16 protein-coding genes are annotated in these 16,130 nt (G+C 42.6%); 10 read left to right on the top strand and 6 right to left on the bottom strand.

Annotated elements, in window-relative coordinates:
• Positions 1-111 precede the first annotated feature (111 nt).
• On the top strand, positions 112-921 hold the full coding sequence (gene spo0A / locus MKZ13_RS19920) for a sporulation transcription factor Spo0A (RefSeq protein WP_036614349.1): 810 nt from the start codon (positions 112-114) through the stop codon (positions 919-921).
• Positions 922-1,549: 628 nt separating this feature from the next.
• Here the strand turns inward: spo0A and MKZ13_RS19915 are convergent.
• Both MKZ13_RS19915 and MKZ13_RS19910 read right to left on the bottom strand, forming a co-directional pair.
• Positions 1,550-2,077 carry a pyruvate kinase gene (locus MKZ13_RS19915; RefSeq protein WP_100527191.1) on the bottom strand — a complete coding sequence of 176 codons (528 nt, stop codon included), beginning with the start codon at positions 2,075-2,077 and terminating at the stop codon, positions 1,550-1,552.
• 144 nt (positions 2,078-2,221) lie between these two features.
• Positions 2,222-3,028 carry a hypothetical protein gene (locus tag MKZ13_RS19910; protein WP_339177617.1) on the bottom strand — a complete coding sequence of 269 codons (807 nt, stop codon included), beginning with the start codon at positions 3,026-3,028 and terminating at the stop codon, positions 2,222-2,224.
• Positions 3,029-3,400: 372 nt separating this feature from the next.
• Between MKZ13_RS19910 and MKZ13_RS19905 the strand changes: the two genes are divergently transcribed.
• Positions 3,401-3,559 carry a hypothetical protein gene (locus MKZ13_RS19905; RefSeq protein ID WP_339177615.1) on the top strand — a complete coding sequence of 53 codons (159 nt, stop codon included), beginning with the start codon at positions 3,401-3,403 and terminating at the stop codon, positions 3,557-3,559.
• A gap of 1,035 nt (positions 3,560-4,594) precedes the next feature.
• Positions 4,595-5,551: a GGDEF domain-containing protein gene (locus MKZ13_RS19900; RefSeq protein WP_339177613.1), complete on the top strand. Its 957-nt coding sequence runs from the start codon at positions 4,595-4,597 to the stop codon at positions 5,549-5,551.
• Between the two features lie 185 nt (positions 5,552-5,736).
• On the opposite strand, the gene MKZ13_RS19895 is transcribed toward MKZ13_RS19900, so the two are convergent.
• Positions 5,737-6,192, bottom strand: a complete 456-nt coding sequence (locus tag MKZ13_RS19895) for a hypothetical protein (RefSeq protein WP_339177611.1) — start codon at positions 6,190-6,192, stop codon at positions 5,737-5,739.
• 226 nt (positions 6,193-6,418) lie between these two features.
• Here MKZ13_RS19895 and MKZ13_RS19890 point away from each other — a divergent pair, with 226 nt between their 5' ends.
• The 4 genes from MKZ13_RS19890 (at position 6,419) to MKZ13_RS19875 (ending at position 11,457) form a co-directional block, all read left to right on the top strand.
• Positions 6,419-8,392, top strand: coding sequence for a helix-turn-helix domain-containing protein (locus tag MKZ13_RS19890; RefSeq protein WP_339177608.1), 1,974 nt, complete (start codon positions 6,419-6,421; stop codon positions 8,390-8,392).
• A 157-nt stretch (positions 8,393-8,549) separates the two neighbouring features.
• Positions 8,550-9,587: an NAD(P)/FAD-dependent oxidoreductase gene (locus tag MKZ13_RS19885; RefSeq protein ID WP_017687612.1), complete on the top strand. Its 1,038-nt coding sequence runs from the start codon at positions 8,550-8,552 to the stop codon at positions 9,585-9,587.
• A gap of 207 nt (positions 9,588-9,794) precedes the next feature.
• Positions 9,795-10,445, top strand: coding sequence for a hypothetical protein (locus tag MKZ13_RS19880; protein ID WP_339177605.1), 651 nt, complete (start codon positions 9,795-9,797; stop codon positions 10,443-10,445).
• Positions 10,446-10,980: 535 nt separating this feature from the next.
• The gene (locus MKZ13_RS19875; RefSeq protein WP_017687614.1) at positions 10,981-11,457 is read left to right on the top strand and encodes a hypothetical protein; all 477 of its coding nucleotides are present in this window, start codon (positions 10,981-10,983) and stop codon (positions 11,455-11,457) included.
• A 124-nt stretch (positions 11,458-11,581) separates the two neighbouring features.
• Here the strand turns inward: MKZ13_RS19875 and MKZ13_RS19870 are convergent, their stop codons facing one another.
• Positions 11,582-12,181: a thymidine kinase gene (locus tag MKZ13_RS19870; RefSeq protein WP_062835251.1), complete on the bottom strand. Its 600-nt coding sequence runs from the start codon at positions 12,179-12,181 to the stop codon at positions 11,582-11,584.
• Between the two features lie 176 nt (positions 12,182-12,357).
• Between MKZ13_RS19870 and MKZ13_RS19865 the strand changes: the two genes are divergently transcribed.
• Positions 12,358-12,570 (top strand): hypothetical protein, encoded by a 213-nt coding sequence (locus MKZ13_RS19865; RefSeq protein WP_339177602.1) that lies wholly within the window; start codon positions 12,358-12,360, stop codon positions 12,568-12,570.
• A 13-nt stretch (positions 12,571-12,583) separates the two neighbouring features.
• Here MKZ13_RS19865 and MKZ13_RS19860 read toward each other — a convergent pair whose 3' ends face one another.
• Positions 12,584-12,931 (bottom strand): potassium channel family protein, encoded by a 348-nt coding sequence (locus MKZ13_RS19860; RefSeq protein ID WP_339177600.1) that lies wholly within the window; start codon positions 12,929-12,931, stop codon positions 12,584-12,586.
• Positions 12,932-12,994: 63 nt separating this feature from the next.
• Positions 12,995-13,312: a DUF2627 domain-containing protein gene (locus MKZ13_RS19855; protein WP_339177597.1), complete on the bottom strand. Its 318-nt coding sequence runs from the start codon at positions 13,310-13,312 to the stop codon at positions 12,995-12,997.
• Positions 13,313-13,536: 224 nt separating this feature from the next.
• Between MKZ13_RS19855 and lpdA the strand changes: the two genes are divergently transcribed.
• The gene (gene lpdA, locus MKZ13_RS19850; RefSeq protein ID WP_339177596.1) at positions 13,537-14,961 is read left to right on the top strand and encodes a dihydrolipoyl dehydrogenase; all 1,425 of its coding nucleotides are present in this window, start codon (positions 13,537-13,539) and stop codon (positions 14,959-14,961) included.
• A gap of 139 nt (positions 14,962-15,100) precedes the next feature.
• Positions 15,101-16,129: a thiamine pyrophosphate-dependent dehydrogenase E1 component subunit alpha gene (locus MKZ13_RS19845; RefSeq protein ID WP_017687620.1), complete on the top strand. Its 1,029-nt coding sequence runs from the start codon at positions 15,101-15,103 to the stop codon at positions 16,127-16,129.
• The last annotated feature ends 1 nt before the right edge of the window (position 16,130 follow it).

Here is a 16,130-nt window from a genome sequence, read left to right as displayed (position 1 = left end):
AAAAAATAAAGAAAAATAATTTTCGACAGGAGGAATTTAACTTGCTGTGTCGAAAATTTAACCTGTAAGGAAATGTACGAAACGATGTTTAATTTAAAGGAGGATACCGTTTTGCAAAAAATTGAGGTATTGCTGGCCGATGATAATCGTGAATTTACGAATTTGCTTGCCGAATATATATCTGAGCAGGAAGATATGGAAGTAACCGGTATTGCATACAATGGAGAAGAAGTACTGCAATTGCTGGAGCAAACTCGGGATGTACCGGATGTATTGATTCTGGATATTATCATGCCTCACCTGGACGGACTGGGTGTGCTTGAGCGCTTGCGCGACCTGAACCTGTCTCCACAGCCTAAAGTCATTATGCTTACGGCATTCGGACAAGAGAATATCACACAGCGTGCCGTGCAACTCGGAGCTTCTTATTATATTCTTAAGCCGTTTGACATGGAAGTGCTTGCGAATCGTGTGCGTCAACTGGTGGGAACACAGACGGCGATGTCCACAAGCAGCGGATCATCCATGTTCATGAAATCATCCAATGTTGTGCCAATGGGCAAACACAAAAATCTGGATGCAAATATTACGTCCATCATACATGAAATCGGTGTTCCTGCGCATATTAAAGGATATCAGTATTTGCGCGAAGCCATTACGATGGTGTATAACAATATCGAAATTTTGGGAGCCATCACCAAAACACTGTATCCGGCGATTGCAGAAAAATTCAAAACCACCCCGTCCCGCGTCGAACGTGCCATCCGTCATGCCATTGAAGTGGCATGGACTCGTGGTAACATCGACAGCATCAGCCACTTGTTTGGTTACACGATCAATATCAGCAAGTCGAAGCCGACAAACTCGGAATTCATTGCGATGGTTGCTGATAAGCTGAGAATTGAGCATAAGGTAAGCTGAAAGGATCAGGAGTTGTGAGCTGGCAAGTATAGTTTGGATTCAGTTTTGATTCTAACCAAATGACATTTCATGCCGATAAACTTCTGTAATATATGCCAACGAATACCGTCAATTATTGGATTAAAGATATCCAGTAAAGGACGGTATTTTTATGAATGATAATGAATTTCAGTTAGATAACTTTATGCTATACTGTTCATTCCAAAATCTTTATCGTAAGACCTTGTCTAGCTACGAGCAAACGCTGAAGGTACTGTCAGGGAATATCCATCTTATAAAAGAAACAAAAATGGTTAAAAAACAATATTCTGATGCAGTTTAATTTGTTTATGTGAAGTATGCTAAATATAGTTGGAACTTTAAGTTTTTATGAATAAATTGCGAAATCGAATTATATCAGGTGTTTTAAGAGATTTATTTATATAATATGGATATTATAAGGCCCTTAGTGTCGTCTAATCCATATTAGACAACACTTTTGAGGGACTAGGGGAGGGGCGTTAGATCATAATGACATTCTTTTTTTACAATTGACACTTCCACCGCGACGGGCTGATTTGTCTAGAAAATCATGCCTACTAATAAAATAGCTCTTTCAATGTGAAAGAGCATCAAAAGTGGTTATAGTTTAATTGCACAGATAAGTATCGTCACCGTTTTGGTTCCCAAAATACCGGAGACGGTAACCTTCTTTATAACGTGCTATCACTTTGTCAATTAATTGATCATTTTCAAAATAAATGTGACCAGTTAAATAGAGAGCTACCAGATACTCTTCAAATAGTAAGTTTCCCAGAACCATCTGTTCCTTGGGTATCTCTATTTGTAGTACACTTATCTCAACACATAGCATGTGAGAAAAACCCTGTATTGTTGAATTTATGATCCAAGCAAATTCTAAAGGCTCATAAATTTCCTCTTTGTTGTTCAGTTTTAATAGTTCAATAATTCCGCGCTTGTCTTTGAACACATACGCAGCAATAGCTTGATCGAAGTCAGCATAAGGATCACTACTTAAATTTGAGAAAAGGCTAAGATCCACTTTCTCAGCGTGATATTTATTGGTCAGGTGATCGTGAATTTGCTCTAATGAAAAAGGATTTGGTATATTTAGGGTGAGATATCGCTCATATAGTTGTTGTATGTTAATATGCAATTCTTCTTCATCCTCTTCTCTTAAATTAATTAGGTTAAGAAGACAACTTCATGCAATTGCTGAAGTTGTCTCGAAATATAGCATTTAGTTCTGGAGATGGTATATGTATTTCTAGAATATCATATGCTTTACGTTAATTGCTCATTATTTTGGTTTTGGTATCTGTCCCATTTGACCTTCAGTTCCTTGAAAAATATGTCCTGAGCGAACTCCGTTTGACTTCTCTCCATGGAAATGCCAAAAATAGCGAGTATCATTATAATTTTTCTTGGAATGATTTTCTGAGATGATTTTTCCATTTTTACCTGCAAATTTAGCTGCGAGAATTCTACCGTCATTATAACTTGGTGTCCAAACTTCACCATATGGGCTAGAAATGATTGAAAAAGCTTGGTCATCTGTCAATGGGGCACCAACATACAGGTTTAGTTTATCGTATTTAACTCTATAATATTTAGGTTTATCTTTCTGTTTGCTCTTTGTGAGTTCACTCACAAACGCTTTAGCTTCTACAAAGCCTTCGATAACAGTTACTCCAACAGCGGCTCCAGCAGCCAGCCAAACTATAACTTTTCCGATTTCCCAACCAACCCAAGGGAGTACCCATGCTACTTTCGACTCTTCAAGTGGAACATCTTCTCCAATAATATCAAAGTCGCCAATGTTTACATTATGGTAGTTTTCATTAGACGGAGATTCTGCAACGTTACTCTGACTTTGACTTTCATCGTCTGTGGTGCGTGCATCCTCTGTGATATTTGAGCTTTCATCAGCAACAGTTTCTGGAACAATATTATCCTCTGTGCTGGTTACAACTTCTTGATCACTTTGCAACTTTTCTACACCTGCGGCTAACGAATAAGATTGTGCACCAGTTACAGCAAATAATAAGAAAGCCATAGTTAGAGCAGTAATACGGAAAAACGATTTTAAAGATGCCTTTTTAAACAATTAAATTCCCTCCGAAATTTTTTATTTACACCATCTCCAAAATGGGTTATCGATTCTATATAGTTAATATTAGAACCAATAATTAGGAGTATAATGCAGGCGACATTAATAAGCAATGATAGTAATAATACGTATTATTTGGTAATGTAAAAATTTATTGGGTATTAATTTACATAAGGAAAAATGTAGCTGTTCCAATTTTCACAATTTCAGTTATCTACTAAGCATGATTTTGGCTTTTGTTGTACAAGATTTAATAAATCTTAAATAGAATTAATTCTGTGAATTGTTTTCTCGCAACGCATCTGGTAGAATTTAATAAAGTATGGGATGGTGAGCAATCTCCTTTTGTAACAAGGAGGAAATTAATCTATGCAATATTACAAGAAAGTATTCTTTTTTGTGAGGAAGATTATGGAAAGTAGATTAAAGGATGTTTTAAGGATCAAGACAACAACAACAGTAAAAACAACAAGAACAACGGAAACAGTGACAACAACAAGAACAACAACAAGAAGGTTGAGATTGTAGTCACATTCTTCTCTTAGCCTAAAACACAAAATATCAAATGGTCATTGCTCACCTGTAATTCCCTTTTCAAAAGGGCAACAGGTGAGCAATATAATAAAATAATACAATGAGAAGACCGCTGATGTTTTAAATTGGCGGTCTTTTTGTCCACTATAGAGCAGTATTTAATGAAGTTGGACTAATGAATGAAAGCCAATGAAAACATTAATGTTGATAAAAATGAATTTACAACGCTAGAAAATATTGAAGTGGAGGGATATTGAAATAACACGTCTTCGAGAATGAGAGATCGTTCGTCTATTGTATGTGTAACGATCGTTGCATTAAGGGAATCCGAAAAACTGAGTCTGTTGGAGTGTCCTAGTGGTAAGAATGCGATTTAAAGGATAAATGAAGTTACTGGTTTAGGAATAACAAGGGGCATGATAAAAGGAAATCTATCAAATGGAAAAAGGTTTGATAACAAAGAGTATTCTATTTTGATTATAGGGAAAGAAAGCTTAATGGGTACTCCAGAAATCATGGGAGTACTGAGATCCACGAAGAGAAACATAATAGTCTTATTGCTTGCCCGAATGGTAGCGTTACAAAAATTATACCTACATAGATGAAAAGGATTCTGTACGTATCGATTGGATAGATGAAGAAAAGACAATCAATTATGTGAATATAATACAAGGAGATGTATTGTTCAAGTGTGGATATACATTTACAGGACTGAATCCTGGTACGAGCTGTTCTCTTGGAGTAAAGGCTTTTGATACCAGTGGGAATATATCAATTATGACGCAGCACGGAGCAACTACAATGCCAACGAATACCGTCATTTTATTGGATTGAAGATATCCAATAATTGACGGTATTTTTGCATAACGAAATAACACAGATCATGGGGATAAAAATTATCTTTCATAAACTTTTACCCTCAGTTAACGCTTTTTCAAGTAAAAAGTGGTACGATGTGACCATTGACAAAGACCTACATATATATTTAAAAAGTTGGATTAGATGCTACGAACAGAGGAGTAGAATAGTATGTTTACGCAAATAGGCCAGATTGCTGAACCAATTCCTGTAGTACAATCTGATACAAAATGTGATATCGTCTATCATCTTTTCAAGTCCAATCCTAGTCTGGAAGGTATAGCTGTTATGGGAGAGAAGGGTGTGTCATTAATGATGCGGCCCCAATTCTTTCAGCAGATAGGCACCCAGTACGGCTATAATCTGTATATGGGACGTCCTGTAGAACTGGTGATGAACACGCAGGCACTGGTCGTGGATTATTCGGAACAGATTACAGATGTCAGTGTTCTAGCCATGGACCGAGATGAAGGGGAGATATATGATCTTGTGTTGGTCACGTCAGGGGAAAGTTTCTTTGGAGCTGTGAGTATTCGACGTTTGCTACTCGCTGTTGCTGATGTACGGGCTGAAATGGCGATTTTTATGAACCCGCTGACTGGTCTTCCAGGTAATCATATCATAGATGAAAGGCTGTCTCAGGCTCTTCAGATGGACCATTTTAGCGTATTGTACGTTGATCTCGATCAATTCAAATCCTACAATGATAGCTACGGCTTCAAAATGGGGGATCAGCTTATTCAGGCGACAGCTAACTTGCTTCGCAAGTTATTTGTTCCCCCTGAAGCTTTTCTTGGACATATTGGTGGGGATGATTTTATTACGATCCTGAATCACCATGATTACAAACATATTAGTGAGGAAGTCATCTCAGATTTTGAGGAAATGAAAAAGACGTTTTATAACGAACATGATTGGCATCATCAATATGTTCTGGGGGAAGGACGTTCCGGGCTAAATCGGCCCATTCCTCTTGTGTCGGTATCCATCGCCGTTGTAACCAATAACAAGCGAAAATATGAAAACATAGATCAGATTATTGATGAGGCCACACGCATCAAAAAAGGTTGTAAAGCGATTGCTGGCAGTATCATTTGTGCAAATGATACAACTGGTACTCCGTGTTAAAGATAAGAAATACTCATAGTAACTACAGCTACAAACGTTAAAGATACAAGAAAAACCGCTATTTATCAGGAGTTAGTCACCTGTAATAGCGGTTTATCTATTATGTGATGCGAGTCGATTGTTTTGTTGCGAAAACACGTCAACCTCATTATGTATACATATAAGTATGTTTGAACAAAGGGTACTCAGATTCGAATATCGACGGATGGATATGAAGCAGCAGGAGATGCAGAAGCCGTAGTTTGTGGACCATTTCCTGATTCCTGATCTGTGGTTCCGCCATCTGATGGGTGCTCTTTACTTCCCGTTTTCTTTTCGTTAATAATCTCCTGATCTTCTTCCCCAGGTGCTGCAGAGATGGGAGGTTGGACCGATTCTTTAGGCGCGGATTGATGGATCTCTTCTACCAATTCCCCAATCTTCTGATTGACCTTGTTTAATTGGGAGTTGATGTCCTGGACGGTCTCTCGCCTTGCCTGAAAGACGGTGCGTTCTGAATTTTCCAGCATCATTGATTTGCCAAGATCGAGATCATTTGCGGGAGGATTGATCTCCAGAACAAGTCGGTCGAAGCGGGTTTCTCCTTCGGTGGTCTGAATGGAGCCCTGCATGCGATCCCGCAAACCGACCAACTTACTCAATTGGCAGCGTGGTTTACGGAGATCTCTGAATCAAAATAAGCGTAACAAGGAATTGTCGAGATGAAATACAATTCCACTCTAAATTTCAGTTGATAATGAAAATTATTATCATTTATAATAAAGGTATATTAGGAACCTCTGCTACGCATATGTTATCGGATGTGTGGCGGAATGATGACCTTGTAAGGCCTTTGTTCCGGGTGAGGCTGGGATTGGAGAGTATTCAATGCAATTAGATGAACAGATGAAATGCTGGAATCATGCCGCTATTAAGGTTCTGGATATACGCCGAATCGTTATGGAGGCAGGGGCACAACTGAGTTCCTACACACTTCCGGCCAATGGTTTTATATATACAATACGAGGATCGGCTGTGCTTAAGTTGAATGGACAAACATACAAGGCAGAGCGGTTCTACATGCTTCATGGGGCCAAAGGATCTTCACTGGATATCCAAACCAACGAAGATTTCGAATATATTCTGCTCTATTACAGAGCATTCCTTGCCTTTCCCAGTTATCGTAAAAAGTGGTTATTGGCAAAGCCGGAAGTTGCACCGTTCTCTTTGCAATATGGATTTACGCCAAGTAGTCCGCTGGGGTTGTTACGTTACCTTGATGAGCTTGAGGGTGCATGGATTCACTCTGGCAGTCTGGATCTGCTTCATACAAAAAGTTTATTTTACCAATTCATTCATGAAATGATGGTTCAGTTGGCAGATCAGGAGATCAAAACAGAGTTTGCTGACCCGGTGAAACAAACACTTCGTTATATACAGAAGCACTATAGAGAACAGGTCACGCTTGATTTCCTTGCTGAACAATTCAACTACAGCTCCCGACATTTATCTATGCAATTCAAACGACAGACGGGTTACAGTCCCATTGATTATTTAATTCAGACTCGAATCGCCAAGGCTCGGAATTTGCTTGTACGATCTGATGCAACGCTGAGTGAAATTGCAGCAGAAGTGGGTTATTCGGATGTGTACTATTTTAGTCGTATCTTCAAAAAACATGTGGGGATCTCTCCGATTCAGTATCAACAAAAGATAAGAGAAGAAGCGAGAGCAGAGGATCGTCCATTGGTAATCTCTGAATCGTCCATTGGCCGAAGATGGAAGTCGGGATATATTGATTATGAGAATCATTATCAATATATAGACGGAGGGTCTACACCAATGAAAAGAAGAAAAACAAGTTCCAGTATGATTATGGTTGCATTATTGAGCATAACGATGCTCCTCGCAGCCTGCTCTTCAGGTACAGCGACAACACCAGCAGCTGGCGAAGGAACGGGTGCCAGTTCCAATAACAGCAGTACGGCAGTATCATCAGACACAGGAAGCCAGACGAACAAAGACAATGAAACACGCACGGTCTCGACGGTTAAGGGTGACGTAGTTGTTCCAGCGAATCCAAAACGGGTTGTTGTATTGTATCTCCAGGGGGATGTCGTCGCACTTGGAGTTAAGCCAATCGCTACCTCAGATGTATATGACGGAGCTGCATACAAGAGTGAGCTAGAGGGTGTAAATGCATTGGGTACCTGGTTTGAACCGAATCCTGAAGCTGTCATTGATCTTGATCCGGATCTGATCATTGTTCCTTCAGAAGAGACGTATACGTTATTAAAAGATATTGCACCTACGGTATATATTCCGTATGAGAAATTGACTACAGAAGAGAGACTTCATGATATAGCAAGTATCTTTGGCAAAGAGCAGGAAGCCGAGACGTTAATCACCAATCTCAATAACAAAGTTGAAGAGAGTAAGAAAACTCTTGCAGATGCAGGCATACTGGACAAAACAATCTCCATTGTGGAGGGCGGTTTGAAAGGTATGGTTATTGTAGAGAGCAAACAATTTGGCCGTGGATCTCAGGCGGTATATGAGTACTTGGGAATGAAAGCACCTGAAGTCGTACAGAAAAAAATCGACGTGGTTTCGGACGCGGCAGGCTCCACGATCTCCATGGAAGTCCTTCCTGAATATATCGGAGACTATGTGTTTCGCTCGGTATATGAAGGGGCAGATAATTTGACGGATAATCCAATATGGAGCAGTATCCCTGCCATCAAGGAAGGTCGTCTGATTGAGATTGATTTCGATTTCTTCTATTATTCGGATATCTATTCAATTAATAAACAACTTGATTTTGTCGTTGAAAAGCTGTTGGCGGCTCCAAGAGCGCAATAGTAAAGAGAATGTGTTCATAGAATTTTTGTACAAGAAATGTTTGTTTTTTAGCCATTGTATTTTGATAAGATTACCATTACACTAGGATTTAAGTGATAATGAGAATCGATATCAAATACTCGATGTTCTGGATCGAATTAACGGAGGTATTTTTAATATGAATCAGCAGTTGGAACTTTATGATGTAACCATTATCGGCGGTGGCCCTGCGGGCATGTACTCTGCCTTTTATAGCGGCATGCGGGATATGAAGACCAAGTTGATTGAGGCACGTGACAGATTGGGCGGTCGCATGCTCTTTTATCCGGAGAAAATGATCTGGGATGTCGGGGGTGTGACGCCAATTCTGTGTGAAGATCTGATCAAACAATTGGAAGAACAGGCAAGAACTTTTGAGCCAACCCTCGTATTTGAACAACAGATCGAAGGATTCGAGCGTCAACCTGATGGCACAATTCTGTTAACTTCTGCAACAGGTGAGCAACACTGGACACGGACCGTCATTATGGCAATCGGATATGGCATATATAAAATGGCCAAGTTGGAGCTTGAAGGTGCAGACCGTTACGAAGTTAGCAATCTGCACTATACCGTGCAGGAACTGGAGCCATTCCGTGGTAAACGTGTGCTGATTTCAGGTGGAGGCGACTCTGCTGTGGACTGGGCGAATGAACTGGAAGCCCTGGCAGAGCAAGTTACGGTTGTGCATCGTCGTGACCGTTTTGGCGGGTTGGAGCGTAATGTACTGCGTATGAGAGAATCCTCTGTAGATGTCCGTACACCTTACGCGGTAGAGACACTACATAGTATGAGTGGTGATGTGATTGAACAGGTGACCATCTCACACGTGGACACAGGTGAAACTGAACTGCTTGAAGTCGATGCTGTCATTGTAAACCACGGCATGAAGAGTGACTTTGGTCCAATCCGGGATTGGGGACTTGATCTTGGCGAATGGCATGTCACTACAACGGAGAGATTACAAACCAATATTCCTGGTGTTTTTGCCGCAGGTGATTTTGTAGATTATGGTAGCAAACTGTACCTGATTGCGGGTACTTTCACTGATGCAGCCCTAGCGGTAAACAGTGCGAAGCTTTACATGGACCCTGAAGCGGAGAAAGTGGCTTATGTTTCTTCCCATAACAGCCGCTTTAAGGAGAAAAATAAAGCTCTTGGTGTTGTAGAAGAATAAATGTATACATTTGGATACGAGTAAGATGACTTCGGGTTAATCCCGAAGTCATCTTTTTTTGCATAAAATGGGTAATAAGAAGGCATAATTTCAACAGATACAATGGTTGCCGAATTGAATATACACTACCAAATGTCTATAATAAGCCTGAGAAACTGTAGAATAACAACAAGTTATTGATAACTAGATCAGAGTGGAGTGCAGCGTATGAAAAAGGGATCACAGCCACAACGAGGTTTCGCCTTCATCCAGCGATGGTTCAAACGATCTGATAAAAAAAAGATCAAATGGTCTGAAATATATCTCGCACTTGCTGGTGCCCTTCATCGCTTGTTGGTTGAAGGGCGGCGTGAACGTTCAGCATCCAAACGGCTTCATCAGGACTTGCCAATTAACGTGTTGGGCGAAATGAAGCTAGAGCCAGGGGATATTGTGTACACGCCAAGCTCGGAATCGACATATTATGCCGGGCATATGGGCATTATCGGTCTCGACGGCAAGGTGTATCATGTGCACCCTTATGGGCCTGTTTTTGCTGATTCATTAGAGTGGTATCTCACGCGGTTTTATGAAGGAGATCGTTTCATTGTATTCCGCTCCAGATTGAATGAGGCAGGAATGAAAGCAGCCGGGTGGGTACATGACCATTACAAGCAGGTAAAATTCTACCGTTTGCAGACCAATCTGCGCAGTATTGAGCGTAATTACTGCTCCAAGTTTATATATCAGGCCTATCAGTTCACATCGGGACTGGATCTGTGGAGTCGCAAATTTACCCGAATGAATCAGGGTTATATCTATCCATTTCGAATAGAGCGCTCATCAGAGCTGGACGTTCTGGGAACTTTTTATAAATAAGGCTGGAACCGACTAAAATACTGTTCTTCCGAAAATAAGGAGAGCAGGTTCTGTCGGTTTTTTTTATACGTGTAGAGATTAAAAACAGGAAAAACGCTCAAAACGTCGAATAGATTATGAGATAGGCACGCACAACTTGGAATCGTATACATAAAAAAAGGCGAGATAATTTTTAGCCCACAGCAAAAAAATGACTACGAAGTAGACGAACAAGAAAGAGTGAAGCGAGATGAAATGGCCGGGCTTCTTACAACGATTCCGACCGAACAAAAACGTGGTTAAGCTATCGGACTATATCCCAAAAAAGGAAAGGAGGCACTACTGTTCCATATGCAAGAAAAACGTTAAATCGGTCGTGCATTATGCGGCACCACAGGGAAATGTTTCAGGTGTATGCAGTTCTTGTAAGTCTTTGGCGGATGAACGTGGAATGTTTCCCATTTAATTAAGAAGAGATGCGCTCAGGAAATAAGAATTTTTTGATTTATGCGCGTTTTTGTAGTACATTAGCAAATGTATTCGAAGGAGGATTCTAATGTACTCAGGTAGACAAGACGATACTTTATACATCATGACCTACACCTTAAACAGCGGTATCAAGGGTACGGTTCCACTGTCTAATAAGCAGATTATTGAGTGGCTGGATTGCTACAGAAATGAGAAGCGCTTCGTGACCGAAATTGGCAAGGAGTTTTTTGGATTGAATGCAGGATTGGTAGCAGACTTTAAGGTTCAAAATCATTTATCGGATTATCAGCAGACCATTATGCCTACACAGCAGCAGGATAACCTGGAACGCTTGTCCAGTGCTTATAAATCAACCGAGTTATTAATGAAGATTGATTGTAAATGTGGCACGGCTTATGTGACGGAATCCCCATACAAGCGCACAAAATGGTACTGTACAAAGTGTAAAGAGATTGTATTTTTGGATGCCAAAAAAGGAATGGTGGAAACGTCGCGTGGTGACGCTTACTACATGACCAACAAATATTTTGTTTCCCGGGACTAGCGGGAAGTGACCCTGGAAGCATCGCTGTGAAGCGGTGCTTTTTTGTGCGAATGTTTGCTCTATAACAAAAAAAGCCCCAAGGGGCCTTTTTGGAAGATATCTAAGATCTTTTAGCTTTTAGGAATTACGATGAGCATTCAACTTTGTGAGGAGGAATGAAGCAGCAACGACAGCGGGGCTCGTAAGCTTCTGAATCGCCAATCATGACAACCGGACCCAAGGTAACAGGCTCCCCATTGACGATACGTTGCGTAAAGGCTGCATCCGGGCTGCCACATACCGCACAGAAAGCCGAGAGTTTCTCAATGTCATCTGCCATGGCGAGCAAACCGCCGACATATCCGAACTCCTTACCACGGTAATCCATATTAAGTCCGTCCACAATAACATGTTTGCCACAATACGCTAACTCCGAGACAAGTTCCATAATGGCACTGCTGAAAAATTGTACTTCATCAAATGCAACAACATCAGCATCTATGGTTTGGTTCAAGATCATTTCTACGGATTCCGGGGTTAATTGCCGGGGAATGGAATGGGCAGGGAGTCGATAACCAATTCGGCTTACGATCTCGTCCTGGGCAAACCGATCATCCTCGGCTGGTTTGTAGGCCACAACCTTTTTACGGCCAAATTGTATTAATTTCTGACAACGGCGAATGAGTTCACCGGATTTTTCACTGAACATGGGTCCAGTAATTACGGTAATACGTCCTGTTTGCACGGTGCTGCTACTCCTCTCACATACGGGATTCAACAAAAAAAGCGACCTTTACAGAGTACCACAAAATCTTTGGAAAGAGCCAGAACTAATCTGCGCAGCTTTGTGTTACTATATGGATTGTTAAGGTATTGGTTACGGCAGCTAATTAACAGGAGTTGTGAAAAGAGGTGTTTAGTATGAGTGAAGCATTAACATCACTGCAAGCGCAATATGAAAGCCTGAAAGAACAGGGATCTCTGGATGAAGCGGCGCAGGCATTATTTGTAGAACTGTTCGCAGAAGCGGAGAGACTGCGGGCAAGTAACTTGACCTTGCGTAGAACGATCTTGAAGTCTTCTTCCAAAGAATCACGTATGTCTACCAAACTGCGGGATGCCTTATACGAATGACCCGGAGATTAGATTACTCCGGGTCCTCTTCTGTCTTTAATTTGCGAGGGAATAGAATACCTGCTGTAATTCTGGCAATCATGGCAAAGGTAAGCCCAATGCCGGCAAACATGTAAATCACGGTAAAGGCTTTGCCGAATCCGGTGGATGGCACAAATTCAGGATGTCCCACCGTAGTCAGGGTAACCGCACAGAAGTATAATGCATCGATCCAGTGCAGACCTTCAACACGAGTGTAAAACAAAGTGCCTGACAGCAACGTTGCTGCCGTTAAGGCGAACAAAGCCAGAAACTTGGGGTCTTTGAACGCATGGAAAATGCCTTTGAGCAATCGTTGTAACGTGATTAGAAATGATACCATGATGATCCATCCTGTCTATGTAAAGTAGGCGGTGTGTTGTATAAACACACAAAAAGCCCGGACTCAAGGAGTCCTTCCGGGCGTCTCTGCTTTTTCGGGTACATTTTTGGACCGGAAACGGGGACCTACATAATTACGCTTGCGGTCACGGAACAGGATCCAGCCTCCCAGAAAACTCATACCTGCGGCAAAAAGGACAAGTCCACCGCCAAAGGAAAGCCACTGGAACCCTGGTGAAATCAGTTCGTTCCCGTGCTCGGCATAATATAGGAACAGGGCATCTTTCATCATCAGAAAACCCTTCATTGCCATTAACCCGGGGATGACCAGAACAACAATTGCCAAAAATCGCACAAAGACCAATCTTGTATTCATGAGCATTATACCCTTTCTGCCAAAGTCGACATTAAATAAAGGTTACGCTTACAGATCATACCTGATTCCATCATAGCTTGGAATGCATAGGCTGTCCATGTGTGATTGCTTCAAACTTTGAGTTGACCGCTCAAGGAGAGTACAATGGCATATAGAGGGTATAAGCCAAACCATGATTCAAGCCATCATAAATTATATTGAAATTTGATTCATAGAGGAGAGCATGAGAGATGCCAATTACATGTGATGTTGCCATTCTTGGAGGAGGGACCGGTGGATATGTAGCCGCGATCCGGGCTGCACAGCTGGGAAAACAGGTCGTTATCATTGAGAAGGACAAGCTTGGCGGTACCTGTCTGCATCGTGGCTGTATTCCGAGTAAAGCTTTGTTGAAAAGTGCCGAAGTATACGCGGAAATCCAGGAGAGCGAGACGTATGGTATCGAGACAGCTGGAGCTACACTTGTATTTCCCAAAGTACAGGCGCGCAAGGATGCAATTGTCGAACAGCTCCATCAGGGCGTTCAGTATTTGATGAAAAAAAATAAAATCCAGGTTGTACACGCGAAAGGTCGCGTCATCGGACCATCCATCTTCTCACCACAGAGCGGAGCAGTCGCTGTGGAGTTTGAAGATGGCGAGATGGATACGGTTGTTCCGACCAATCTCATTATTGCCACTGGTTCACGTCCTCGTGTGTTGCCGGGCCTGGAACCGGACGGAAAATTCATAATGAGCAGCGACGAAGCCCTGCGTATGGATGAACTTCCTGCATCTCTCATTATTGTCGGTGGGGGTGTGATTGGACTGGAGTGGGCATCCATGCTGAATGACTTTGGCGTAGATATCACAGTCGTAGAAGCAGCTGCTCACGTGTTGCCTGCCGAGGATGAGGATGTTGCCAGAGAAATGCAGCGATTGCTCGGCAAACGAGGTGTTCGTTTCCTGACAGGTGCCACCGTTCTAACCGAAACATATAACGCGGATCAAGAGGGCATCCAGATTGATGTGCAGCTTGGTGAAGATAAGCAGGAAACGCTGAGAGCGGAGAAAATGCTCGTGTCGGTTGGACGTCAGGCTAATGTCGAGAATATCGGACTCGAAAATACAGATATCAAACTGGAGCGTGGGTTCATCGCTGTGAACAAACAGTTACAGACCGGTGAAGGTCACATCTACGCCATTGGTGACTGCATCGGCGGTTTGCAGCTTGCACATGCCGCAAGTCATGAAGGCATTCTCGCTGTTGATCATCTGGCGGGCGAAACGGTACATGCCGTAGAATCCCACCGTATCCCGCGCTGTGTGTACACACGTCCGGAAGCAGCCAGCATCGGATTCACCGAGCGTGAAGCCAAAGAACGTGGCTATGACATTAAAACAGGGAAGTTCCCATTTTCGGCCATTGGCAAATCGCTTATTCACGGAAGTCGGGATGGATTCGTGAAGGTGATCGCAGATGCCAAGACGAATGATATATTGGGGGTACATATGATTGGCACCCATGTAACGGAATTAATCGCTGAGGCTTCTCTGGCTCAGATGCTTGATGCCACACCTTGGGAAGTCGGACAAACCATCCATCCGCACCCTTCTCTGTCGGAAATTATGGGTGAAGCCATGCTAGCGGTCGATGGAAAGGCCATTGGAATGTAAGCCAAACAAGCTTATGAGAAAGGTCCTTTCCTTTTTTGGGCAAAAGGGATTATAATAAGGTTAAGCCAAGTCTTAGTACCAGGTTATAAGATCGGGTAGTAAGAGTGGCACAGGCTCTGATTAAAAGGAGGTACCTCATATGAGTTCACAAGGTACTGCAGACGCGGTCCACCGGCATCAACAGCTGGGACTTAGCGATGGTGAAGTATTGGATATGTACAAATACATGCTGCTCGCGCGCAAGTTTGACGAGCGTTGCTTGCTCTTGCAACGGGCTGGCAAAATTAACTTTCACGTATCCGGTGTAGGTCAGGAAGCTGCGCAAGTAGGCGCTGCATTTGGTCTGGATCGGGATCACGATTATTATTTACCTTATTACCGCGATTACGGCTTTGTACTGGCGGTAGGCATGACTCCGCGTGAGTTGATGTTGTCTGCTTTTGCGAAGGCAGAAGATCCGAATAGTGGCGGTCGGCAAATGCCGGGTCACTTCGGTCACAAAAAGTTGCGGATTGTGACGGGTTCCAGCCCGGTTACAACACAGGTTCCGCACGCTGTTGGATTTGCGCTTGCTGCCAAAATGAAGAAGCAAGAATTTGTTTCTTTTGTTACGTTTGGCGAAGGATCAAGCAATCAGGGTGACTTCCACGAGGGAGCCAACTTTGCAGGTGTGCATAAATTGCCTGTCATTATTATGTGTGAGAACAATCAATATGCAATTTCGGTACCGATTCACAAACAGTTGAGCGGCAAAATATCCGATCGAGCACAAGGATACGGGTTCCCCGGACTGCGTGTAGATGGTAACGATGCATTAGAAGTATATGCCGCAGTGAAGGAAGCGCGTCGCCGTGCCATAGCCGGGGAAGGCCCGACACTGATTGAAGCGATGATGTATCGGTTGTCACCTCATTCCACCTCCGACAATGATCTGGCTTACCGGACCAAAGAGGAAGTTGAGGAGAACTGGAAGAAAGATGGCGTTCCTCGCATGAAGAACTACTTGATCGATTGCGGCATCTGGGACGAAGCCCGGGATGCGGATCTGGCTTCCCAGCTTGCGCTGGAAATGAAAGAAGCAACTGAATATGCAGACAACGCGCCATATCCTAAACCTGAGGACACTCTTACGCACGTTTATGCGGACAGCGAAGAAGGGGGACGGTAAG

Origin of the sequence: Paenibacillus sp. FSL R5-0701 (genome assembly GCF_037973995.1) — a bacterium.
GTDB lineage: Bacteria > Bacillota > Bacilli > Paenibacillales > Paenibacillaceae > Paenibacillus.
This window is presented reverse-complemented; position numbering and strand designations above follow the sequence as displayed.

Excerpts from the sequence above, each read along its gene's own strand:
- MKZ13_RS19885 (WP_017687612.1), top strand. The coding sequence starts at position 8,550 with ATGAATCAGCAGTTGGAACTTTATGATGTAACCATTATCGGCGGTGGC.
- lpdA (WP_339177596.1), top strand. The coding sequence starts at position 13,537 with ATGCCAATTACATGTGATGTTGCCATTCTTGGAGGAGGGACCGGTGGA.
- MKZ13_RS19880 (WP_339177605.1), top strand. The coding sequence starts at position 9,795 with ATGAAAAAGGGATCACAGCCACAACGAGGTTTCGCCTTCATCCAGCGA.
- MKZ13_RS19890 (WP_339177608.1), top strand. The coding sequence starts at position 6,419 with ATGCAATTAGATGAACAGATGAAATGCTGGAATCATGCCGCTATTAAG.
- MKZ13_RS19845 (WP_017687620.1), top strand. The coding sequence starts at position 15,101 with ATGAGTTCACAAGGTACTGCAGACGCGGTCCACCGGCATCAACAGCTG.
- MKZ13_RS19860 (WP_339177600.1), bottom strand. The coding sequence starts at position 12,931 with ATGGTATCATTTCTAATCACGTTACAACGATTGCTCAAAGGCATTTTC.
- MKZ13_RS19905 (WP_339177615.1), top strand. The coding sequence starts at position 3,401 with ATGCAATATTACAAGAAAGTATTCTTTTTTGTGAGGAAGATTATGGAA.
- MKZ13_RS19875 (WP_017687614.1), top strand. The coding sequence starts at position 10,981 with ATGTACTCAGGTAGACAAGACGATACTTTATACATCATGACCTACACC.
- MKZ13_RS19865 (WP_339177602.1), top strand. The coding sequence starts at position 12,358 with ATGAGTGAAGCATTAACATCACTGCAAGCGCAATATGAAAGCCTGAAA.
- MKZ13_RS19900 (WP_339177613.1), top strand. The coding sequence starts at position 4,595 with ATGTTTACGCAAATAGGCCAGATTGCTGAACCAATTCCTGTAGTACAA.
- MKZ13_RS19855 (WP_339177597.1), bottom strand. The coding sequence starts at position 13,312 with ATGCTCATGAATACAAGATTGGTCTTTGTGCGATTTTTGGCAATTGTT.